We start from the raw sequence: 22,209 nt of genomic DNA, 5'->3' as shown, positions 1-22,209 counted from the left end.
CTCGGGAGGCCGTTTTTGTTTCTGCGCACCTTGCAGAAGCACCACTGATTCGCCTGCCACGCTATGCTCTATCTTGGTGCACTAATTCACGCCATGCCCTCAATTGCTCCCCAATCTGGTTCAGATTAAACGTTTCACCAAGACTTTCTGATCCGAATTTGCGCAGATTCAGGCCTTTATCGGTAAATCCCGCTTCTTTTCGGAGCTTTGGTTTGTTTCTTGCATTTTCTTATCCAGAGTCTCGCATCAGTGGATCCACCCCGCGTCCGGCCCTGACCAAAGCAGTGCCAGGCAAGCGCCAAACGAGGTCAACGACGCCTTATGACCATCAGCGATGCACAGCACCGTCTGCTTCTGGACAACCTGACCACCGCCACGTTGCTGCTCAACGCCGAGCTGCGCCTGGAGTACATGAACCCGGCCGCAGAAATGCTACTGGCCGTCAGCGGCCAGCGCAGCCATGGGCAGTTCATCAGCGAGCTGTTCACCGAATCGACCGAGGCGCTCAGTTCGCTGCGCCAGGCGGTCGAGCAGGCGCACCCGTTCACCAAGCGTGAAGCGCAGCTTACATCGCTGACCGGGCAGACCATCACCGTCGACTACGCGGTAACGCCGATACTGCATCAAGGCCAGACCCTGCTGTTGCTCGAGGTGCATCCGCGGGACCGTCTGCTGCGCATCACCAAGGAAGAGGCCCAACTGAGCAAGCAGGAAACCACCAAGATGCTGGTGCGCGGCCTGGCCCACGAAATCAAGAACCCCCTTGGCGGCATCCGCGGAGCGGCCCAGCTACTGGCCCGCGAACTGCCCGAGGAAGGGCTGCGCGACTACACCAATGTGATCATCGAAGAGGCCGACCGCTTGCGTAACCTGGTCGACCGCATGCTCGGCTCGAACAAGCTGCCGTCGCTGGCCATGACCAATATTCACGAAGTGCTGGAGCGGGTGTGCAGCCTTGTCGATGCCGAAAGCCAGGGGTGCATCACTTTGGTGCGCGATTACGACCCAAGCCTGCCGGACGTGCTGATCGACCGAGAACAGATGATTCAAGCCGTACTCAACATCGTGCGCAACGCCATGCAGGCGATCAGCTCGCAGAATGAGCTGCGCCTGGGTCGCATCACCTTGCGCAGCCGTGCCCTGCGCCAGTTCACCATCGGCCACGTGCGTCACCGCCTGGTAGCGCGGGTAGAAATCATCGACAACGGCCCGGGCATCCCGCCGGAACTGCAGGACACCCTCTTCTATCCCATGGTCAGTGGCCGCCCGGACGGTACCGGGCTGGGCCTGGCCATTACCCAGAACATCATCAGCCAGCACCAGGGCCTGATCGAGTGTGAAAGCCACGCTGGCCATACCGCCTTCTCGATTTACCTGCCTCTGGAACAAGGAGCCACCGCCTCATGAGCCGAAGTGAAACCGTATGGATCGTCGACGATGATCGTTCCATCCGCTGGGTCCTGGAAAAAGCCCTGCAACAGGAAGGCATGACCACCCAGAGCTTCGACAGCGCAGACGGTGTCATGGGACGCCTGGCACGCCAGCAACCCGACGTGATCATTTCCGACATTCGCATGCCTGGCACCAGCGGCCTCGACCTGCTGGCGCAGATCCGCGAGCAGCACCCGCGCCTGCCGGTCATCATCATGACCGCCCACTCCGACCTGGACAGCGCCGTGGCCTCGTACCAAGGCGGTGCCTTCGAGTACCTGCCCAAGCCATTCGACGTCGACGAAGCGGTATCACTGGTCAAGCGCGCCAACCAGCACGCCCAGGAGCAGCAAGGCCTGGATGTGCCACAGAACCTGGCGCGCACCCCGGAAATCATTGGTGAAGCCCCGGCGATGCAGGAGGTGTTCCGCGCCATCGGCCGCCTCAGCCACTCCAACATCACCGTGCTGATCAATGGCGAGTCCGGCACCGGCAAAGAACTGGTGGCCCACGCCCTGCACCGGCACAGCCCACGCGCAGCATCGCCGTTCATTGCCCTGAACATGGCCGCCATCCCCAAGGACTTGATGGAGTCGGAGCTGTTCGGCCATGAGAAAGGCGCCTTCACAGGTGCTGCCAACTTGCGTCGCGGCCGTTTCGAGCAGGCCGATGGTGGCACGCTGTTCCTCGACGAAATCGGGGACATGCCTGCCGACACCCAGACCCGCCTGCTGCGTGTGCTGGCCGATGGCGAGTTCTACCGCGTGGGCGGCCATGTGCCGGTCAAGGTCGACGTGCGCATCATCGCCGCCACCCACCAGAACCTGGAGTCACTGGTGCAGGCCGGCAAGTTTCGTGAGGACTTGTTCCACCGCCTGAACGTGATCCGCATCCATATTCCGCGCCTGGCCGACCGCCGCGAGGATATCCCCGCCCTCGCCCGCCACTTCCTTGCCCGGGCGGCCCAGGAGCTGGCAGTCGAGCCGAAGATCCTCAAGCCGGAGACTGAAGAGTTCATCCGCAACCTGCCATGGCCGGGCAATGTGCGGCAGATGGAGAACACCTGCCGCTGGATCACCGTGATGGCCTCCAGCCGCGAAGTGCTGATCGGCGACCTGCCACCCGAACTGCTGAACCTGCCACAAGACGCCGCGCCGGTAACCAACTGGGAGCAGGCCCTGCGCCAGTGGGCCGACCAGGCATTGGCGCGCGGGCAGACCAGCCTGCTGGACAGTGCAGTGCCGAGCTTTGAACGGATCATGATCGAAACGGCACTCAAGCACACCGCCGGCCGCCGTCGCGATGCCGCGCTGTTGCTGGGTTGGGGGCGCAATACCCTGACGCGCAAGATCAAGGAGCTGGGGATGAATGTGGCCGGGGGGGATGATGAGGAAGGTGATGACCACTGAGCTCTGAATTAGCTTTTTAGATTGCTGGGGCTGCTTTGCAGCCCATCGCGACACAAGGCCGCTCCCACAGGATCACCTCTGCCCCCTGGCTGATGCGATCCTGTGGGAGCGGCCTTGTGTCGCGATGGGGCGCAAAGCGGCCCCAGTCATTTCAGCCTTCTGAATGCACCGTTCCTGTGCCGGCTGCACCTCTCGAAGGCACAAATCCCCTCAAAATCCGGCCAAATCACCCGCAAAGCCCAGTATTCACGGCTTTTGCAAAACTGGCACGCCCCCTGCAATAAGCAATACATCTCCAGTTTCGGGGGCCCTGGTACAGGCAGGCCGGGTGAACCCCTCTTTTATTTGCAGCACCGCCGCTTTTGGGGACCTCGGTACAGGCAGGCCGGGACATCCCCCCTTTATACGCAGCACCCCTTTTGGGGACCCTGGTACAGGCAGGCCGGGATATCCCCTCTTTTATTCGTGCAGTTTCACTTGCACACGCCAGCGTCCAGCGTCCTCTGCACCGGCCCATTCGCCGTGCAGGGGGCGCGCGGCCACCACCGTCAACAACAAACCTTCCTTGCTGTGCTGTACCCGCCAGCTCACCGGCTTGCCCTGCAGGCTGAGCTGCCCTTGCTGAGCCTTGCCCTGGGCCTGAAACAGCAACGCCACCGTCCCTTCCACGTTCTCGCCATGCAGCTTGGGCTCTTCGTTGAACCACAGCTCCAGGCCATCCTGCGTCGCTTGCACCTGCTGCAGCTCACGCTCGTCCGGCGTAGTCAGGCGACCGATCATCAGCCCTACCATCAAGCCAACGATCGCCAATGACAGCATCACCCGTGGGAAGGCCTTCGAACGCACGTCCGGTTCAGGGGTAGAATGCCCGTCATCTTCACGTTTGGAGCCGTGCATGTTTCACGTCATCCTTTTTCAACCAGAAATTCCGCCGAATACCGGCAACATCATTCGTCTATGCGCCAACAGCGGCTGTGCCCTGCACCTGATCGAACCCATCAGCTTCGAACTGGATGACAAGCGCCTGCGCCGCGCAGGGCTGGACTACCACGAGTATGCCACGCTCAAGCGCCACGAGAGCCTGGCCGGATGCCTGGAAAGCCTTGGCAACCCACGGTTGTTCGCCTTTACCACCAAGGGCTCGCACCCGTTCCACGAAGTGGCCTTCCAGCCGGGCGACGCCTTCCTGTTCGGGCCAGAGAGCCGCGGGTTGCCGGCCGAGGTGCTGGACAGCCTGCCGGCCGAGCATCGCCTGCGCCTGCCGATGCGGCCAGGGTGCCGTAGCCTGAACCTGTCCAATACCGTGGCGGTGACGGTGTATGAGGCGTGGCGGCAGAACGGGTTTGCCGGCAGCTGATGTGTTGCCTGTGCGGGCCTCTTCGCGGGTAAACCCGCTCCTACGCAGGCCGAGAGAACGGCGCAATCCCCTGTAGGAGCGGGTTTACCCGCGAAGAGGCCCGCACAGGCAACAAAAAAGCGCCCCGAGAGGCGCTTTCTTGATACCGGCAGTAATTACTGCACAGTAGGCGCTTCACCCGCTTCCTGCATACGCTGCATTTCTTGCGCGTACAGGGCGTCGAAGTTGACCGGCGACAGCATCAGCGCCGGGAACGAACCGCGGGTCACCAGGCTGTCCAGGGCCTCACGGGCATAAGGGAACAGGATGTTCGGGCAGAACGCACCCAGGGTGTGGCTCATCGAAGGCGCATCGAGGTTGGCGATCAGGAAGATACCGGCCTGCTGCACTTCAGCAATGAAGGCCACTTCATCACCGTTCTTGACGGTAACCGACAGGGTCAGCACGACCTCGTGGAAGTCACCTTCCAGGGATTTCTGCTTGGTGTTCAGGTCCAGGGCAACGCTCGGTTCCCAGGTCTGACGGAAGATCTGTGGGCTTTTCGGGGCCTCGAACGACAGGTCGCGCACATAGATGCGCTGCAGGGAGAACTGAGGGCTGTTGTCTTCTGCAGCAGCGCCGTTGGTCTGTTGGTCAGTCATGTCAGATCCTTATCCTAATGTTTTTGAATGCAGTGCAAATCAGGCCGCCAGCAACGCGTCGAGCTTGCCCGCGCGCTCCAGGGCATAGAGGTCATCGCATCCACCGACATGGGTACTGCCGATCCAGATCTGCGGCACCGACGTACGGCCGGCTTTCTGACTCATCTCGGCGCGAACCTGCGGTTTGCCGTCGACCTTGATTTCCTCGAAGGCCACGCCCTTGCTCTCGAGCAGGTACTTGGCACGCATGCAGTAGGGGCAGTAGTCGCTGGAATAGACGATGACAGGCTTCATATCACTTCACCAGGGGCAGGTTATCGGCTTTCCAGCTGGAAACGCCACCGCTCAGTTTGGCGGCGTTGTAACCAGCTTTGAGCAGCTCGCGGCAAATGGTGCCGGACTGCTGGCCCATCGCGTCGACGACGATCAAGGTCTTTTCTTTATGCTTGTCCAGCTCGGTCATGCGGTTGGCCAGCTTGTCCTGCGGGATGTTCACCGCGCCGACGATGTGACCGGCGGAGTATTCCTTGGCCGGGCGAATATCGATCACCAGGGCCTTCTCAGCATTGACCAGGGCTGTCAGTTGGCCATTAGTCAGGCTCTGGCCACCACGACGGATTTCATTGACGAGCAGCAGGACCAGCAGAATGAGGAAGATCGCAACCAGGATGTAGTGATCTGTCGCGAATTGAATCAGGTGAGCAACCATCAGCGGTGTTCCAGGCGATTGAAAATGCCGGCCAGTATACACAGCCCCTTGGTGCCACCAAAGCCCGACGGGCCGGCCACAAAACCACCTTCATGTTGCTACCACAGGTGCGCCGGTCGGTGGAATGGGACGAATATTCGCCGCAGGTGGCGTATTTGCCCTAAAATGCGTGTCTTTATCATCTTTGAACAACCGTGAGTTTGATTGATGACGAGCACGCCCAAACCCCTGGTCCTGATTATCCTGGATGGCTTCGGCCATAGTGATATCCCCGAACACAACGCCATCTTTGCCGCCAATAAACCGGTCTATGACCGCCTGTGCGCCACCCAGCCGCATGGCCTCATTTCCGGCTCGGGCATGGATGTCGGCCTGCCGGACGGGCAGATGGGCAACTCCGAAGTCGGTCATATGAACCTCGGCGCAGGTCGTGTCGTCTATCAGGACTTCACCCGGGTGACCAAGGCCATCCGCGACGGCGAGTTCTTCGAAAACCCGGTACTGACAGGTGCTGTGGACAAGGCAGTCGGTGCTGGCAAGGCCGTGCACATCCTCGGCCTGCTGTCCGATGGTGGCGTACACAGCCACCAGGAGCACTTGGTGGCCATGGCCGAACTGGCCGCCCAGCGTGGCGCTGAAAAGATCTACCTGCACGCCTTCCTCGATGGCCGGGACACCCCGCCACGCAGCGCGCAGTCGCCCATCGAACTGCTCGACGCCACCTTCGCCAAACTGGGCAAGGGCCGCATTGCCAGCCTGATCGGCCGCTACTACGCCATGGACCGCGACAATCGCTGGGACCGCGTCAGCGCCGCCTACAACCTCATCGTCGACAGCACTGCCGAGTACACCGCTGACACGGCCCTGGCAGGCCTTGAAGCGGCTTACGCCCGCGACGAAAGCGACGAGTTCGTCAAGGCCACGCGCATTGGCGAAGCCGTCAAGGTCGAAGATGGCGATGCCGTGATTTTCATGAACTTCCGCGCCGACCGCGCTCGCGAACTGTCGCGTGCATTCGTAGAGCCAGACTTTACGGAGTTCGCCCGTGCGCGCCTGCCGAAGATGGCGGCGTACATCGGCCTGACCCAGTATTCGGCGAAGATCCCGGCCCCGGCAGCCTTTGCCCCGTCCAGCCTGAACAACGTGCTGGGCGAATACCTGGCGAAAAACGGCAAGACCCAGCTGCGCATCGCCGAAACCGAGAAATACGCCCACGTCACCTTCTTCTTCTCGGGTGGCCGTGAAGAGCCGTTCGAAGGCGAAGAACGCATCCTGATCCCGTCGCCGAAGGTCGCCACCTATGACCTGCAACCGGAAATGAGCGCACCAGAGGTGACCGATCGCATCGTCGAAGCCATCGAACAGCAGCGCTTCGACGTCATCGTGGTCAACTACGCCAACGGCGACATGGTCGGCCACACCGGCGTGTTCGAGGCGGCGGTCAAGGCCGTCGAAGCACTGGATACCTGTGTAGGGCGCATTGTCGATGCACTGGACAAGGTCGGCGGCGAGGCCCTGATCACCGCTGACCACGGCAACGTCGAGCAGATGGAAGACGAGTGCACCGGCCAGGCGCACACCGCGCACACGACCGAGCCGGTACCGTTCATCTATGTGGGCAAGCGCAACGTGAAAGTGCGTGAAGGCGGCGTGCTGGCAGACGTGGCGCCGACCATGCTGAAGCTGCTTGGGCTGGAAAAGCCGGTGGAAATGACCGGTACCTCGATTCTGGTCGACGCCTGAATGTCGAAAGGGGCTGCGTTGCAGCCCCAATTGCACATGAATTCCAGACAAACGCCCCCCGGCATCCGCAGCGAGGCGTTTTTTTTGCCTGCCCAGGCGGGCATACTAGGCCAGTCTCCATCCTTGGTACGCCAAACCCCATGCTTCGCGCCCTGATCCTCCTAGCCCTGTCTTGCCTGCTCAGCCCGGCCTTCGCCGATGAGCGTGCGCAGACCCAGCAGCAACTGGATGCCACCCGCCAGGACATTGCCGAGCTCAAGAAAACGCTGAGCAAGCTCCAGGAAGAAAAGGCAGGTGTGCAAAAAGACCTCAAAGCCACCGAAACCGATATCGGCAACCTCGAAAAGCAGGTGGAGGCCCTGCAGCAAGAACTAAAAAAGACTGAAGGCGAGCTGGAGCGCCTTGATACCGAGAAAAAAAAACTCCAGAGCGCCCGCGTTGAACAACAACGACTGATCGCCATTCAGGCCCGTTCGGCTTACCAGAACAACGGTCGCGAGGAATACCTCAAGCTGCTGCTCAACCAGCAGAACCCCGAGAAATTCGCCCGCACCCTCACCTATTACGACTACCTGAGCAAGGCGCGCCTGGAGCAATTGCGCACCTTCAACGAGACCTTGCGCCAACTGGCCAACGTCGAACAGGAAATTTCCAGCCAGCAACAACAACTGCTGGCCCAGCGCACCGACCTCGATAGCCGCCGCCAGGCCCTGGAAACCGAGCGCGCCAAGCGCCAGCAGGTACTGGCAAAGCTCAACAGCGATGTAAAAGACCGCGATCAGAAGCTGCAAGCGCGCGAACAGGACCAGGCCGACCTGGCCAAAGTCCTGAAGACCATCGAGGAAACCCTCGCCCGCCAGGCGCGTGAAGCTGAAGAGGCACGCAAGAAGGCCCTGCTGGCACAGCAGGAAGCAGAAAAACGCCGCCAGCAGGAAGCGCTGGCCGCCGCCGCTGCCCGCGACCGGGCCCGTGAGCCCGCAGAGCCAGTGGAACCGCCGAAAAAGGCCCGCACCACCCTCGGGCCGATGGTTTCCAGCGATGGCGCGAACTACGGCGGCGCATTTTCTGCTGCGCGGGGCAAACTTCCATGGCCAGTCAATGGTCGATTGCTGGCACGCTTCGGTGATGCCCGCGGTAGCGACGCTCGTGCCAAGTGGGACGGGGTTATGATCAGCGCCAACCCAGGCACCCAGGTACGTGCCGTGCACGGCGGGCGTGTGGTATTCGCGGACTGGTTGCGCGGCGCCGGGCTTCTGGTCATTCTCGACCATGGCAACGGTTACCTGAGCCTGTACGGCCACAACCAGAGCCTGCTCAAGAATGCCGGTGATATCGTCAAGGCCGGTGAAGCCATTTCCACCGTTGGCGACAGCGGTGGCCAGGACGCGGCAGGCTTGTATTTCGCTATCCGCCAGCAAGGCCGGCCTGCCGACCCTTCGCAGTGGTGCCGGGGCTAGTCAAATTTCTACGGCGCAGCCTGAGTGCTGCGCCGATGCTCCCCAGGGAGCGCTTACAGGATCAGGAGTTCGTTCGACATGCTGCACTCGCCTCGTCTCACCCAGCTGGCCCTGTCCATCGCCCTGGCGGTCGGCGCGCCCCTGGCCACCGCCGCAGAGCCGGCCAAGGCCGCCGCAGTGCCAGCCACCGAGGTGACCGCCAAGGCGCCACTGCCGCTGGAAGAACTGCGCACCTTCGCCGAGGTCCTGGACCGCATCAAGGCCGCCTACGTCGAACCGGTAGACGACAAGACCCTGCTGGAAAACGCCATCAAGGGCATGCTCAGCAACCTTGACCCGCATTCGGCCTACCTTGGCCCCGAGGACTTCCAGGAGCTGCAGGAAAGCACCAGCGGCGAGTTCGGCGGGCTGGGTATTGAAGTAGGCCAGGAAGACGGCTTCATCAAGGTGGTTTCGCCAATCGACGACACCCCAGCCTCGCGGGCCGGCGTGCAGGCCGGTGACTTGATCGTCAAGATCAACGGCGCCCCGACCCGCGGCCAGACCATGACCGAAGCGGTCGACAAGATGCGCGGCAAGGTCGGCGAGAAAATCACCCTGACCTTGGTACGCGACGGCGGCAACCCGTTCGACGTGACCCTGACCCGTGCAGTCATTCAGGTCAAGAGCGTGAAGAGCCAGCTGCTGGAGAACGATTACGGCTACATCCGTATCACCCAGTTCCAGGTCAAGACCGGTGACGAAGTGGGCAAGGCCCTGGCCAAGCTGCGCAAGGACAACGGCAAGAAGCTGCGCGGGGTGGTGCTGGACCTGCGCAACAACCCAGGCGGCGTGTTGCAGTCGGCAGTGGAAGTGGCCGACCACTTCCTGACCAAAGGTCTGATCGTCTACACCAAGGGCCGCATCGCCAACTCCGAGCTGCGTTTCTCGGCCGACCCGGCCGATGCCAGCGCAGGCGTGCCGCTGGTGGTACTGATCAACGGTGGCAGTGCATCGGCATCGGAAATTGTCGCCGGCGCCCTGCAGGACCAGAAGCGCGCCGTGCTGATGGGCACCGACAGTTTCGGCAAAGGCTCGGTGCAGACCGTGCTGCCACTGGCCAACGACCGCGCCCTGAAGCTCACCACTGCGCTGTACTACACCCCCAACGGCCGCTCGATCCAGGCTCAGGGCATTGTCCCGGACATCGAGGTGCGCCCGGCCAAGCTCACCGCCGAAGCCGACACCGAAAACTTCAAGGAAGCCGACCTGCAGGGCCACCTGGGCAACGGCAACGGCGGAGCCGACCGCCCGACCGGCAGCAGCAAGCGCAAGGAGCGCCCGCAGGATGACGACTTCCAGCTGAGCCAGGCACTGAGCCTGCTCAAGGGCCTGAACATCACCAAGGGCGACTGAGCCACCCTATGCGTTTTCTGCTGTGTCTGTTGTTTTGCCTGATGGCCGGAATCGCGCAAGCGGCACCGGCCAACAAGGCCTACATGAGCATCATCATCGACGACCTGGGCCAGAGCCCCGAGCGCGACAGCCGTACCCTGGCCCTGCCTGGGCCGGTGACCATGGCGATCATGCCCGACACCCCGCATGCCACCGACTTTGCCCGCCAGGCGCACAAGGCCGGCAAGACGGTGATCCTGCACATGCCCATGGACCCGGCCACCGGGCCCTATGCCTGGCACCCGGGCATCGCCATCGAAGAGCTGGCGCGGCGCCTGGACGCAGCATTGGTCAAGGTGCCCTACGCCGCCGGCATCAACAACCACATGGGCAGCCGCATGACCGCACAGCGTGAACCCATGGCGTGGTTGATGGGTGAGCTGCAGCGGCGCCATCTGTTCTTTGTCGACAGCCGCACCAGTGCCGCCACGGTCGCCGCAGCCGAGGCTCAAGCACACGATGTCGCGCATGTGTCACGGGATGTATTTCTGGATGACGTGCGCACGCCGGAAGCCATCGACGCTCAGCTGCAACAGGGTATTGCACTGGCCCGCAAGCAAGGCTCGGCCGTATTGATCGGCCACCCCTACCCGCAGACGCTAGCGGTACTGGAAAGTCAAATTCCACGGCTCAAGCAATTGGGGATCGAACTGGTCACGCTGCCACAGATGATCGCCACACGTGGCAACCAGGCCATGCCTGCACACGGCAAGCATGGCCGTTACAGCAACCGCTAACATTCGCTGATCGCGGCGCTGGGCCACCCGGGCGAAGGTTCAGAGGTTGAACGGAATGACATCCTTGGCCTGTGCGTAGGTCAGGTTACCCCGATAAATGCTCAGTACCTGCCCCTCGCTCGCCGCCTTCATTTGCTCGCGATACCCCATCTTGCGCTGGCTCCACAGCTTGAGATGGCCTTTGCCAAACGCCGTCGGCGCCGCCTGCGAGTCGGCAAAATGGAAATGTGCGGCCCACAAGGGTTTACCTCGACCCTCACCGGGAGCACGCAACAGGCTGATCCGGTACTCGTCCAGATAGCCATCGGAGACCACCTGCCGAGGCCCGACATATTCCACGGCGAGCAGCCCCTGTTGATGGAGAAAATTGAGCCCTCTGGAACCTGGATAGCGCGTCTTGCTGTAAAGCGCTACCAAACAGTCGCGGCGGGCCTGACGCAACTGAATCAACGCATCGTCCATGCCCGCCAGCAGCGCGTGCTCGGCGTCGGCATCGCTGAGCTGTTCACGTAGCTCGGCCACTTCGTTGATCTGGCCGTCCAGCATCGACATCAGGCCCATGTCGTCAGCATCCTTGGCAACCAGGGCTCTGGCTTGAGCGATGACATTTTCGTTCTGTGCCAGCATGGCCTCGGCCAGCTCCCGGTTGTTCCTTTTGGACTCCGGCGTAGAAGTCCGCGATGGCTGTTCCGGTTCGCCCGAGGCTACCTCTTCAACCCAGGTGTTTCCCTGTTTCTGGAAGCGATGCAACGCGCTCTTGTTGAAAGCCGCTACAACTTGCAGCACAGCCTGCCCCTCGACCACCGATTCGCTGCCGATGACTATCTGACCAGCCCGCGTATGGGCCACCTGCAGGCTCTTTCGTGAATAAACCGCACGACGTGTGCCACGGACCTGCCCGTCCGCCTGCTCGCGCATGGCCTCGACCAACGCCTCACCGGCTATGGTTTTCAGTTCCACCATCTGTTGCTTGTAGGCCTCAAGGCGCTGGACATCGATGAGCTTGCTGCCGAGTGTCTTGATCCGTTCGGCGTTGAGAATCGCCGCGAGGTATTCGTCCCACGCACTTTGCAGCACCTCGATTCGTTCGGCGACAGGCAAGTCACAGAACATCAGCAGATGATGCGTTTGTGCGGCCACCCGCAGACGCTGACTGGCGAGTGCATGGCGGAAGATCATGTAGTGCTGGGTAGGCGTGCCTTTGTGCCACTGCAGGGCCAGCTCGACCAGGCCCATGGCCTGGAAAAACCGGATGTTGATCGTGGTCGTCTTACGGCTCGCGATAATGCTCGAGACGGTCAGAGTGGAATTGATGTAAGGCACTTGCATGTCGATATCGGTGATGGCCAACAGGCGATCCAGCTGGCTGGAGACATTGATGATCCTGGGCTGCTCTTCAAGCAACTTCTCCAACATCGTCCGGAACCTGACATACAACTCGGCCTGTTTCTCTGGCGGTGCGTCATTGAGCGCATTGGTGAGTTGGTCGTATTCCCTGAACCCTCCCAAGGCCAGGAGCTCATCAATGAAGAACATGCCAAAGCTGATCAGGTTCTTTCGGACCTGGCCCAAGAGTATCCGTTGATCTCTCACGCTGCCGACGTGCGTCGAGGCGCTCGACTTGTCAAGCACGTAGGTAATGTTGCGTTCGGCCTCGAGATAACCAAGGAACAATCTCTCGTTCAAGGGCAGGCGCTGGTTGCGCAGCTTACTCGTCTGCTCTTGCAACTGCTGGAACTTGAGCTTGAACAACGCGGTAGCCTGCTCGAATTGCGCACGTTCGCCCGGCTCGGTGGGAGGCGCCTTTTGCAACCGTTCCTCGACTTTTTTAACCGGATCACGCAAACCGACAATCTGCTCGCTCAACGCGTTGAAATCCTCCGTGGCAGCCTCTGCTGCCAGGATAAGCCGCTCTATCTCGGCCTGAGCCTTGGCGATCGGCCCGCTAAGCTTCTTGCGCAGTCGCTCGCGGGCCAACTCGCCGGAGCGATCATTGCCACCGTGCAAGCGCGAATTATTGAGGTGCCAGACATCGCCGTCGCGCATCAGGTAGGGCCCAACCGTGCCGTCCGGACCGATGATGCGAAACGCTGCGTTATCAAGGCTGACTCGGTAGACATTACCGCCCAGAGACACGTAGAAATCATCCCCAATCCGCACCAGCCCCGCAGCCACGCCCTGCGTCTGCGGTTTACGCCCCTCCAGCGAAACGCTGGCCGCCAACGCCCGCATTTGGCCGCGCTGGGCACTCGACAGGCCGTTGAGCCCCCCAGCCCCACGCCAGGAAAAGTCGAGGTGGGTGTTGGCCATCGCCTGCAGGCTGTCGACCGAGACGCTGGGCTCCCGCGTCGCGGTGGAAAGGTTCGCCAACTCGATCCCATCGCCTGCAGCTGGCCCCTGGAGCAGCGATGGCAGCAGGTCGCCAGAGACGGGCGGCGCTGCCAGTTTCGGCGTCTGCAGGTGTATCAGCGCCAGCAAGGTGTTGTTCAGCACATCGACCATCGCCTGGATGCGCTCGTCGAAATGCGAACTGGCCAGGCCATGCACATCGTTGATCAAGCTGCGCATGCCGATGTAGAGCCAGGCAACCGAGGTGAGCGGCCCCGGTAACACTGGAAACACAACATTCAGCAGTTCCCAGGAAAATGCCGTGACCAGCCGCCAGCGCACCTCGCTGTTGCTCATGGCGCTGCGATCCGCCAGCTCCAGCAACATCCGGCCCTTGGCTTCGAACATTTGCCGATCCACATCCTGCGCCCAGAATTGCAGCGCCAACTGAACAGGCTGCGGTTTCTCCGGGAGGGTGTAAGGGTCGAGCAGCCATTGGGGCAGGTGCGGCTCCCGGAAGCCGCCATTATCGTAGACCGCGCGCTGAGATTGCTCGATCCACAGCAGCACACTGTCCTGCAACGCCCCCGGGCGGCTGATCGCATCCAACAGTGCCTGAGCGCTGCCGAACTGAATCAGCGCCTTTTCGGTGTACAGCGGGCAGTACAACAGATGAACACCCAACTCGATGATTTCGATCACGTAGAAACCATGCGCCACGTCGACCCTCTCTGATGTCGGCGAGCGTTTGAACGCCAGCGGTGCAATCCGCACAGCGGCTGCACCTTCTTGGCCGCTACGGCAGAATTCTGCCAGGGCGCCGTAGGCAAATTTGTCGAGCCGTTTGACGGCACGCGCCCGCGCAGCATCGAACATCAGTGTGATACGCCAGCGTATGGCAAATGCCGAGATGTGTTCGGCCCGGCTCGCCGAGCGATCGATCATCGACTGTACATGACGTGGATAACTGCCGCCGATGTCGACTCGCTGTACCAGCTCACGGACGTAATCAATGGTCATCCACTTCATGATCAGCTGGTTTTCACGGTGCGCGATGTGTGTCACCACCCCTCCTGCGGTGGCATCCAGGCGGCCGATCGCCAACTGCGTCAAAGTCAGCTTCTTGTCGCCGGTCTTCTGGCCGAAGCCCAGCCCGTGACCGTCACTGACAAAGCGCTCGACAGTGAGGATAAGGTCATCAGGAAAGTAATTGGCGTCTACCGGGTGGTCATGCAGCATCTCCTCGCGCAGGCGCGTCGCCGCATAGGTGTGCAAGTCCGGTAGACCGTCCTGAATGCCCTGGGCTGGGGTGCGCTGTTGCAGTAGCGACAAGTCGAGCATGGCTTGTAGGTAGGCGGTCTGGCTATCCGTATCGGCTCGCGACAGGCCCTTGGGGAGCGCCAAGCCCAGCCCACCGGAGCCATAGTCACTGAACTCGGCAAAAAAGGACGCGGGGTCGCAGGCCAAATGGCAGTAATGCTCCAGTTGGTCGACGCTGTCGATCGCACTCCAGCGCAGGCGGGCCACGCGCTCGAGCAAGATTTCCAGCAACAAGGCGCTGTACAGGGCGAAAGCGTCGCCCTCCACCGTCAGGCCTTGCCAGCTCAACTCATCAAACCGGTAACGTCCCGCCATCTGCATTTGCAACGCCGAGCCGAACGCAGCCTGGGCGTCGAAACTGCGGACCAGGCCTTCGGGAGAACACCAGAGTGTCAGTTCGCGAACTTCACTGGAGGCGGTAATCAGCAAACCGGGCAACAGTTCATGGAAAGTGTCTTCGCCCTCACGTAACGCTACCCGCACCAGCTGCACATCGAGCCCGGTACGGTTGCCCATCATCAGGTCACGCAGCAGCTTGCGTTGTTCGTCATCCAGCGCTTCGTCCTTCAGGCCATCGAGCAGGTTGGCGCGCAACAACTGCTGCAACCACAGGTCCCGGTCGATCGTGGCGTCGCCGTTCCAATAGCCGATCTGCGCTTGCTGGAAGTGCCAAAGCAGTATCGGCAGCAACGCGTTGAGGCCATCGGTCAGGCGCGCGGGCTCGATCAAATCGCCCTCAGCAGTTTCGAAGCTCGACTCGATGGCGAAAAAGCGCCGAGGCGGGTTCAGGCTAAGGCGGTAGTCACTTGCTGGGGTGAGGTCCAGTGGTTTAGCCGCAAGCAGGGCCTGCAGCACAACATCCACCAGCGGCTGAGGGTGCCAGACACCATCCGGCTGCAGGGACATCAGGTATAGCGGTGCAGCCGAGGTCATTTCAGGGCGATGCACGCCAACCAGAGGATAGTGCTCCAGAATCACCTTCATGATCTGTTCACCTGCGACCTGCCGGAATGTAGGACGGCTGGCGAACTGGGCGGCGACTGCGTGATTGAGGTTGTGCGCGTGAGTGGCGGGCATGACCAGGACTCGTTGTGGAATGAACCACAAAGCGTCCTGGAGATGTTATCGAATGAGGTGCTACATATTGCTGCTGGCAAGCCGCGACACCTGGCAGTGCGGCGGCCTGCCGGGAAGTCAGCTATAGACGCGGCCAAGCACCTGGCGATGGCTCTCGAACTGATCGAGCACATCACGCACGATCTGGTCTGGGGCAAAGCCCATCAGGTCGTACTCCTGACTGCCGTCATGCAGGTAGACCTCGGCGCGGTAGAAGCGCTGGCGCAGTTCAGGCTCACCCTCGACCGGCGGCTCGCTCGACGCGGCCATATAGCCGTCAAGGCTCACTTCGTAGACGAAAGGGTTGCCTTCTTCCATCATCACCCGCAAGCCCATCAGGTTGCGCGACTGGCCAACGCGGGTTTCCACCTCGAAGCCCTGCGTCTGCAGCTGTGCAGCGGCTTCTTTCAACGCCGGGCTGACCTGCTTGTCCATGAAGCGCTGTACCACGGCCTGGGTCGGCTGCAGTTCCAGCTGGGTCAGGCGCTCGCTAAAGCCGCGACGGCCACGGGCGGCCAGTTCGGCGCGCTCCTGCTCGATCACCACGTCCTGCTTCATGGCCTTGTACAGGCCGAACATGAACAGCACCAGCACCACCGAGAATGGCAGGCCCGCCAGCACGACCATGGTCTGCATGGCTTCGAAGTTACCGGCAAACAGCAGGCCGATCGTGACCAGGGTGATCACCACGGACCAGAACACCACCATCCAGTGCGGGGCATCCTCGTCGACCTTGCCGCCTGTGCACGACAGGTTGGCCATCATCACCGCGCCGGAGTCGGCCGGGGTGAGGAACAGCACGAAACCGACGAACACTGCCACACCAATGACGATCTTGGCTGCCGGGAAGTATTCCAGCAACTGGTAGATCGACATCGATGGCTGTTCCAGCGCAGTCTTGCCCAGCTCCACGGCGCCCTGGTTGATCACCAGGTCCAGTGCGGTGTTGCCGAAGATCGACAGCCAAGCCAGGGTGAAGCCCAGCGGGATCAGCAGCACACCCATCACCAGTTGGCGCACGGTGCGGCCCTTGGAAATACGCGCAATGAACATGCCGACGAACGGGCCCCAGGAGATCCACCAGGCCCAGTAGAACACGGTCCACAGGCCCAGCCAGCGCTCCGACTTGCCGGCTTCGCCTTCATACACATAGAGGTCGAAGGTTTTCAGCACGATGCCGTTGAGGTAGTCGCCAACGTTCTGCACGAAGCCGTTGAGCAGGTGCAGGGTCTCGCCGCCCAGCAGCACGAAGATCAACAGGCCACTGAACAGCATGATGTTCAGGTTGGACAGGCGGCGAATGCCGTTTTCCACACCCGATACCGCTGCCACGGTAGCCACGCCAGCCATGACCAGGATCACCACCAGCAGGTTGGTCTTGCTGTGGTCCATGCCGAACAGGTATTCCAGGCCGGACGACACCTGCATCGAGCCGATGCCCAAGTTGGTCACCAGACCCAGCAGGGTGACGAACATGCCGAAGATGTCGACAGCGTTGCCGGCAGCGCCCTTGACCCAACGCTCGCCCACCAGCGGGTACAGCGCCGAGCGCAGTGCCAGCGGCTGGTTGTGGCGGTAGGCAAAGTAACCCACCGCCAGGCCCACCAGGGCATAGATCGCCCAGCCGTGCAGGCCCCAGTGCAGGAAGGTCAGCTGCAGGCCCTGGCGCGCGGCCTCGAGGCTGGCCGGGGTGCCCTCCGGTGGGTTGAAGTAGTGGTCCAGGGGCTCGGAGGCGCCGAAGTACAGCAGCGAAATACCGATACCGGACGAGAACAGCATGCCGGCCCAGGCGCCGTAGCTGAAGTCAGGCTGGTCGTCCTTGCCACCCAGCTTGAGGCTGCCGTAGTCGGAGAAAGCCAGGTAGACGACGAACAGCAGGTATCCGCAGATGACCAGCATGTAGTACCAGCCAAAGGTGCGCGTCAGCCACTTCTGGGCCACGCCCAGCACCTGGCCGGCGGTTTCGGGTACAGCGATCAGCAAGGCAGTCAGAACAAGGATCATCAGCGCGGAGGTGAAAAACACCACGCGGTTGACCCGTACCCTCTCGGCGGGGGGCTTGGTAAGTGAGGCAGAACTCATTGCACGAATGCTCCGGGCAGTGCGGCTGTGGAGGCTAATCAGTCTTTCCCGAGCAATTGGTGGAATATCCCCACTGCATCAGGTGTTATAAAAGAACCCTGGAAACCGTGATCCCGAATCGATACGTTGCCAAAAACAGACAGGTGGCCTGCTGAAAATGCCACGCCTCAACGGAGGTGCGCGCATTCGTCACAGATCACCCCGCCCGCTCCAAGGGCCTGTCGCAGGGCCAATGGCCGTACGGCAGAATCTGCATTTCGCATCGCTCATGCCCGTCAACACCTTGTATTCCGGGGGTTACGCGATTTCCTGGGGTGTCAATCCGTGCCGTCTCGACCGCCTGAAAAACTGTCAATGGCACAAATTGTCGCAGAGCTTATTCTTTATTGATTGAACGTTCAATCAAAACAAAATAGACTGGCCTTCGCCGAGTCAGCCGCCTGTCGTCTGCTCGCAGGCCTGAGGAGATAGCAAGATGCCCAAGGTCGGTATGCAACCCATCCGGCGCCAGCAGTTGATCGAAGCCACATTGCAGGCGGTCGATCAGGTCGGACTGGGGGACGCCAGCATTGCGCTGATTGCCCGTTTGGCCGGTGTGTCGAACGGCATCATCAGTCACTACTTTCGGGACAAGAACGGCCTGATCGCAGCGACGATGGGTTACATCATGAGCATGCTCAACGAAGGCGTCAGAGCACGTCGCCAGGCCCTGAAAGACGACAGCCCGCGCGCTCACCTGAAAGTGATCATCGAGGGCAACTTCGATGCCAGCCAGGTAAACGGCCCGGCAATGAAAACCTGGTTGGCCTTCTGGGCTTCCAGCATGCACCAGCCCGATTTGCACAGGTTGCAGCGGATCAACGACCACCGCTTGTATTCCAACCTGTGCTGCCAGTTCCGCCGCGCCCTGCCGCTTTACCATGCGCGCAAGGCAGCCCGCGGCCTGGCAGCCCTGATCGACGGTTTGTGGCTGCGTGGTGCCCTGTCGGGTGATGCATTCGACACCGATCAGGCAATACGGATTGCTTACGAATACATGGATCTACAACTGGCTAAGCAGCACACCCTGGGCACCAACGACCAGGCCGCTGAACAAGCGCGCACGGCACTTGCCAACCCGGCAGGAGCGTGACGCGCAAGCCAAACCACACACTGCACTTGCGAGGACACTATGGCCCGTTTCGGAACGCAAAAACTCTACATTGATGGCGCTTACGTCGACGCTGGCAGCGATGCCACGTTCGAAGCCATCAACCCGGCTACCGGCGAAGTCCTCGCCCACGTGCAACGTGCTACCGAGGCTGACGTCGAGAAAGCCGTCGAAAGCGCCGAGCGTGGCCAGAAAGTCTGGGCTGCGATGACTGCCATGCAGCGTTCGCGCATCCTGCGCCGCGCCGTCGACATCCTGCGCGAGCGCAACGACGAACTGGCCATGCTGGAAACCCTGGACACCGGCAAGTCGTACTCCGAAACCCGCTACGTCGACATCGTCACCGGTGCCGACGTGCTGGAGTACTACGCAGGCCTGGTACCGGCCATCGAAGGCGAGCAGATCCCGCTGCGCGAATCGTCCTTCGTCTACACCCGCCGCGAGCCGCTGGGCGTAACCGTGGGTATCGGTGCCTGGAACTACCCGATCCAGATCGCCCTGTGGAAATCTGCCCCGGCCCTGGCCGCTGGCAACGCGATGATCTTCAAACCGTCGGAAGTCACCTCGTTGACCACCCTGAAACTGGCCGAGATCTACACCGAAGCCGGCCTGCCAAACGGCGTGTTCAACGTTCTGACCGGCAGCGGCCGCGAAGTCGGCACCTGGCTGACCGAGCACCCGCGCATCGAAAAAGTGTCTTTCACCGGCGGTACCACCACCGGCAAGAAAGTCATGGCCAGCGCCTCCAGCTCTTCGCTGAAGGAAGTGACCATGGAACTGGGCGGCAAGTCGCCTCTGATCATCTGTGCCGACGCCGATCTGGACAAGGCCGCTGATATCGCCATGATGGCCAACTTCTACAGCTCGGGCCAGGTGTGCACCAACGGCACCCGCGTGTTCATCCCGGCTGAAATGAAGGCGGCCTTCGAAGCCAAGATCGCCGAGCGCGTTGCCCGCATCCGCGTTGGCAACCCGGAAGACGAAAACACCAACTTCGGCCCGCTGGTCAGCTTCCAGCACATGGAAAGCGTGCTGGGCTACATCGCCAAGGGCAAGGAAGAAGGTGCCCGCGTGCTGTGCGGTGGCGAGCGCCTGACTGCCGGTGACTTCGCCAAAGGTGCCTTCGTTGCGCCGACCGTGTTCACCGACTGCACCGACGACATGACCATCGTCAAGGAAGAGATCTTCGGCCCGGTGATGAGCATCCTCACCTACGAAACCGAAGAAGAAGTGATCCGCCGTGCCAACGACACCGACTACGGCCTGGCCGCCGGCGTCTGCACCAACGACATCACCCGCGCCCACCGCATCATCCACAAGCTCGAAGCCGGTATCTGCTGGATCAACGCCTGGGGTGAATCGCCAGCCGAAATGCCGGTAGGTGGCTACAAGCAGTCGGGCGTCGGCCGTGAAAACGGCGTCAGCTCGCTGGCTCAATACACTCGCATCAAGTCGGTCCAGGTCGAGCTGGGCGGCTACAACTCGGTTTTCTAAACCCTGTCTAGCCCCGCCCGTGCCACCGCGCACGGGCGTACCCGCTCCCCGATCACCGCCAACACGAGGGTACTTTCATGTCCCAAGAATTCGATTACATCATCGTCGGTGCCGGCTCGGCCGGTAACACCCTGGCGACCCGCCTGACCGAAGACGCCGGCGTCACCGTATTGCTGCTGGAAGCCGGTGGCCCCGACTACCGCTTCGACTTCCGCACCCAGATGCCAGCCGCCCTGGCCTTCCCGCTGCAAGGCCGCCGCTACAACTGGGCCTACGAGACCGACCCGGAGCCGTACATGGACGGCCGCCGCATGGAATGTGGCCGTGGCAAGGGCCTGGGTGGCTCGTCGCTGATCAACGGCATGTGCTACATCCGCGGCAACGCCATGGACTTCGACGGCTGGGCAGAACTGCCAGGCCTGGACGACTGGACCTACCTCGACTGCCTGCCGTACTTCCGCAAAGCCGAAACCCGTGATATCGGCCCTAACGACTACCACGGAGGTGACGGCCCGGTCAGTGTCGCCACGCCAAAGGCTGGCAACAACCCGCTGTTCCACGCCATGGTTGAAGCAGGTGTGCAAGCCGGTTACCCGCGTACCGAAGACCTCAACGGCTACCAACAGGAAGGCTTCGGCCCGATGGACCGTTCGGTGACCAAGAACGGCCGCCGCTCCAGCACCGCCCGTGGCTACCTGGACCAGGCCAAGAAACGCCCGAACCTGACCATCGTCACCCACGCCCTGACCGACCGCGTGCTGTTCGACGGCAAGCGCGCCGTAGGCGTAACCTACCTGGTCGGCGACAGCGAAGAACGCGTGGAAGCCCGCGCCCGCAAGGAAGTGATCGTCAGCTCTGGCGCCATCGCTTCGCCGCAGCTGCTGCAGCGCTCCGGCGTCGGCCCGCGCGCCCTGCTGGAAAGCCTCGACATCCCGGTTGTGCACGACCTTCCGGGCGTTGGTGAAAACCTTCAGGACCACCTGGAGCTGTACCTGCAGTACGCCTGCACCCAGCCGGTATCGCTGTACCCATCGCTGCTGTGGTGGAACCAGCCGGCCATCGGTGCCGAGTGGTTGTTCAATGGCACCGGCATCGGCGCCAGCAACCAGTTCGAGGCTGGCGGCTTCATTCGTACCCGCCCTGAGTTCAAGTGGCCGAACATCCAGTACCACTTCCTGCCGGTTGCGATTAACTACAACGGCTCCAATGGCGTTAAGGAACATGGCTTCCAGGCGCACATGGGCTCCATGCGCTCGCCTGCCCGTGGCCGCATCCAGGCCAAGTCGAAAGACCCGCGCCAGCACCCGAGCATCCTGTTCAACTACATGTCCACCGAGCAGGACTGGCAGGAATTCCGTGACGGCATTCGCCTGACCCGTGAAATCATGGCCCAGCCGGCGCTGGACCCGTACCGTGGCCGCGAAATCAGCCCAGGCGCCGACGTGCAAACCGACGAACAGCTGGACAAGTTCATCCGCGAGCACGCCGAAACTGCCTTCCACCCATCCTGCTCGTGCAAGATGGGCACCGACGACATGGCGGTGGTCGACGGCGAAGGCCGCGTGCACGGCATGAAGGGCCTGCGCGTGGTCGATGCCTCGATCATGCCGCTGATCATCACCGGCAACCTCAACGCCACCACGATCATGATCGCCGAGAAGATTTCGGACAAGATCCGTGGCCGCAAGCCACTGCCGCGCAGCACCGCCAAGTACTACGTGGCGGGCGATGCGCCAGTGAAAGGCAAGCCGATGCGTGAAGTGAAGCAGGGCTGAGGCCTTGATCAGGGGCCGCTCAGCGG

At 61.7% G+C, this 22,209-nt stretch carries 16 protein-coding genes and 1 pseudogene; 10 read left to right on the top strand and 7 right to left on the bottom strand.

Annotated elements, in window-relative coordinates:
* Positions 1 to 321 precede the first annotated feature (321 nt).
* Both glnL and ntrC read left to right on the top strand, forming a co-directional pair.
* Positions 322 to 1,407, top strand: coding sequence for a nitrogen regulation protein NR(II) (glnL, locus tag V6093_RS19605; protein ID WP_003249215.1), 1,086 nt, complete (start codon positions 322 to 324; stop codon positions 1,405 to 1,407).
* Positions 1,404 to 2,840, top strand: a complete 1,437-nt coding sequence (gene ntrC, locus V6093_RS19600) for a nitrogen regulation protein NR(I) (protein ID WP_003249213.1) — start codon at positions 1,404 to 1,406, stop codon at positions 2,838 to 2,840. The genes glnL and ntrC overlap by 4 nt, the downstream gene beginning before the upstream one ends.
* Positions 2,841 to 3,299: 459 nt before the next feature.
* Here the strand turns inward: ntrC and V6093_RS19595 are convergent, their stop codons facing one another.
* A complete protein-coding gene (locus V6093_RS19595) occupies positions 3,300 to 3,737 on the bottom strand; it encodes a hypothetical protein (RefSeq protein ID WP_003249211.1) in 438 nt (145 codons plus the stop codon).
* Between V6093_RS19595 and trmL the strand changes: the two genes are divergently transcribed.
* Positions 3,736 to 4,197 (top strand): tRNA (uridine(34)/cytosine(34)/5-carboxymethylaminomethyluridine(34)-2'-O)-methyltransferase TrmL, encoded by a 462-nt coding sequence (gene trmL, locus V6093_RS19590; protein ID WP_003249209.1) that lies wholly within the window; start codon positions 3,736 to 3,738, stop codon positions 4,195 to 4,197. The two genes, V6093_RS19595 and trmL, sit on opposite strands and share 2 nt — an antisense overlap.
* Before the next feature lie 155 nt (positions 4,198 to 4,352).
* Here the strand turns inward: trmL and secB are convergent, their stop codons facing one another.
* From secB to V6093_RS19575, 3 genes are read right to left on the bottom strand one after another with little or no spacing between them, the layout of a single operon-like run.
* Positions 4,353 to 4,838 carry a protein-export chaperone SecB gene (secB, locus tag V6093_RS19585; protein ID WP_003249206.1) on the bottom strand — a complete coding sequence of 162 codons (486 nt, stop codon included), beginning with the start codon at positions 4,836 to 4,838 and terminating at the stop codon, positions 4,353 to 4,355.
* A gap of 39 nt (positions 4,839 to 4,877) precedes the next feature.
* The gene (gene grxC / locus V6093_RS19580; RefSeq protein ID WP_003249204.1) at positions 4,878 to 5,132 is read right to left on the bottom strand and encodes a glutaredoxin 3; all 255 of its coding nucleotides are present in this window, start codon (positions 5,130 to 5,132) and stop codon (positions 4,878 to 4,880) included.
* 1 nt (position 5,133) lies between these two features.
* Positions 5,134 to 5,547, bottom strand: coding sequence for a rhodanese-like domain-containing protein (locus tag V6093_RS19575; RefSeq protein ID WP_003249200.1), 414 nt, complete (start codon positions 5,545 to 5,547; stop codon positions 5,134 to 5,136).
* A gap of 207 nt (positions 5,548 to 5,754) precedes the next feature.
* On the opposite strand from V6093_RS19575, the gene gpmI reads away from it, so the two are divergent.
* From gpmI to V6093_RS19555, 4 genes are all read left to right on the top strand, one after another.
* Positions 5,755 to 7,290 (top strand): 2,3-bisphosphoglycerate-independent phosphoglycerate mutase, encoded by a 1,536-nt coding sequence (gene gpmI, locus V6093_RS19570; protein WP_003249196.1) that lies wholly within the window; start codon positions 5,755 to 5,757, stop codon positions 7,288 to 7,290.
* Between the two features lie 140 nt (positions 7,291 to 7,430).
* Positions 7,431 to 8,747 (top strand): murein hydrolase activator EnvC, encoded by a 1,317-nt coding sequence (locus V6093_RS19565; RefSeq protein ID WP_012053937.1) that lies wholly within the window; start codon positions 7,431 to 7,433, stop codon positions 8,745 to 8,747.
* A gap of 78 nt (positions 8,748 to 8,825) precedes the next feature.
* The gene (locus V6093_RS19560) at positions 8,826 to 10,142 is read left to right on the top strand and encodes a S41 family peptidase (protein WP_047603589.1); all 1,317 of its coding nucleotides are present in this window, start codon (positions 8,826 to 8,828) and stop codon (positions 10,140 to 10,142) included.
* A gap of 8 nt (positions 10,143 to 10,150) precedes the next feature.
* Entirely contained in the window at positions 10,151 to 10,918 is a 768-nt protein-coding gene (locus V6093_RS19555; RefSeq protein ID WP_014859110.1) for a divergent polysaccharide deacetylase family protein, read from the top strand.
* A 39-nt stretch (positions 10,919 to 10,957) separates the two neighbouring features.
* On the opposite strand, the gene V6093_RS19550 is transcribed toward V6093_RS19555, so the two are convergent.
* From V6093_RS19550 to V6093_RS19540, 3 genes and pseudogenes are all read right to left on the bottom strand, one after another.
* A complete protein-coding gene (locus tag V6093_RS19550; protein ID WP_406669587.1) occupies positions 10,958 to 15,643 on the bottom strand; it encodes a dermonecrotic toxin domain-containing protein in 4,686 nt (1,561 codons plus the stop codon).
* Positions 15,644 to 15,760: 117 nt separating this feature from the next.
* On the bottom strand, positions 15,761 to 16,225 hold the full coding sequence (locus tag V6093_RS19545; RefSeq protein WP_177331254.1) for a hypothetical protein: 465 nt from the start codon (positions 16,223 to 16,225) through the stop codon (positions 15,761 to 15,763).
* Positions 16,173 to 17,707, bottom strand: a pseudogene (locus V6093_RS19540) (BCCT family transporter). Before V6093_RS19540 ends, V6093_RS19545 begins: the two are co-directional and overlap by 53 nt.
* 532 nt (positions 17,708 to 18,239) lie before the next feature.
* Here V6093_RS19540 and betI point away from each other — a divergent pair.
* The 3 genes from betI (at position 18,240) to betA (ending at position 22,183) form a co-directional block, all read left to right on the top strand.
* Positions 18,240 to 18,896 (top strand): transcriptional regulator BetI, encoded by a 657-nt coding sequence (betI, locus tag V6093_RS19535; RefSeq protein ID WP_003249185.1) that lies wholly within the window; start codon positions 18,240 to 18,242, stop codon positions 18,894 to 18,896.
* 39 nt (positions 18,897 to 18,935) lie between these two features.
* Complete coding sequence (betB, locus tag V6093_RS19530) at positions 18,936 to 20,408, top strand: betaine-aldehyde dehydrogenase (protein WP_003249182.1); 1,473 nt, start codon at positions 18,936 to 18,938, stop codon at positions 20,406 to 20,408.
* A 77-nt stretch (positions 20,409 to 20,485) separates the two neighbouring features.
* Complete coding sequence (gene betA / locus V6093_RS19525; protein ID WP_047603594.1) at positions 20,486 to 22,183, top strand: choline dehydrogenase; 1,698 nt, start codon at positions 20,486 to 20,488, stop codon at positions 22,181 to 22,183.
* The last annotated feature ends 26 nt before the right edge of the window (positions 22,184 to 22,209 follow it).

The organism is Pseudomonas putida group bacterium ESBL64 (assembly GCF_045277175.1).
Classification (GTDB): Bacteria; Pseudomonadota; Gammaproteobacteria; order Pseudomonadales; family Pseudomonadaceae; genus Aquipseudomonas; species Aquipseudomonas alloputida.
The sequence above is the reverse complement of the archived record's forward strand: the minus strand, read 5'-3'. Positions and strand labels throughout refer to the sequence as shown.

Excerpts from the sequence above, each read along its gene's own strand:
- glnL (WP_003249215.1), top strand. The coding sequence starts at position 322 with ATGACCATCAGCGATGCACAGCACCGTCTGCTTCTGGACAACCTGACC.
- ntrC (WP_003249213.1), top strand. The coding sequence starts at position 1,404 with ATGAGCCGAAGTGAAACCGTATGGATCGTCGACGATGATCGTTCCATC.
- trmL (WP_003249209.1), top strand. The coding sequence starts at position 3,736 with ATGTTTCACGTCATCCTTTTTCAACCAGAAATTCCGCCGAATACCGGC.
- V6093_RS19595 (WP_003249211.1), bottom strand. The coding sequence starts at position 3,737 with ATGCACGGCTCCAAACGTGAAGATGACGGGCATTCTACCCCTGAACCG.
- secB (WP_003249206.1), bottom strand. The coding sequence starts at position 4,838 with ATGACTGACCAACAGACCAACGGCGCTGCTGCAGAAGACAACAGCCCT.
- grxC (WP_003249204.1), bottom strand. The coding sequence starts at position 5,132 with ATGAAGCCTGTCATCGTCTATTCCAGCGACTACTGCCCCTACTGCATG.
- V6093_RS19575 (WP_003249200.1), bottom strand. The coding sequence starts at position 5,547 with ATGGTTGCTCACCTGATTCAATTCGCGACAGATCACTACATCCTGGTT.
- gpmI (WP_003249196.1), top strand. The coding sequence starts at position 5,755 with ATGACGAGCACGCCCAAACCCCTGGTCCTGATTATCCTGGATGGCTTC.
- V6093_RS19565 (WP_012053937.1), top strand. The coding sequence starts at position 7,431 with ATGCTTCGCGCCCTGATCCTCCTAGCCCTGTCTTGCCTGCTCAGCCCG.
- V6093_RS19560 (WP_047603589.1), top strand. The coding sequence starts at position 8,826 with ATGCTGCACTCGCCTCGTCTCACCCAGCTGGCCCTGTCCATCGCCCTG.
- V6093_RS19555 (WP_014859110.1), top strand. The coding sequence starts at position 10,151 with ATGCGTTTTCTGCTGTGTCTGTTGTTTTGCCTGATGGCCGGAATCGCG.
- V6093_RS19550 (WP_406669587.1), bottom strand. The coding sequence starts at position 15,643 with ATGCCCGCCACTCACGCGCACAACCTCAATCACGCAGTCGCCGCCCAG.
- betI (WP_003249185.1), top strand. The coding sequence starts at position 18,240 with ATGCCCAAGGTCGGTATGCAACCCATCCGGCGCCAGCAGTTGATCGAA.
- betB (WP_003249182.1), top strand. The coding sequence starts at position 18,936 with ATGGCCCGTTTCGGAACGCAAAAACTCTACATTGATGGCGCTTACGTC.
- betA (WP_047603594.1), top strand. The coding sequence starts at position 20,486 with ATGTCCCAAGAATTCGATTACATCATCGTCGGTGCCGGCTCGGCCGGT.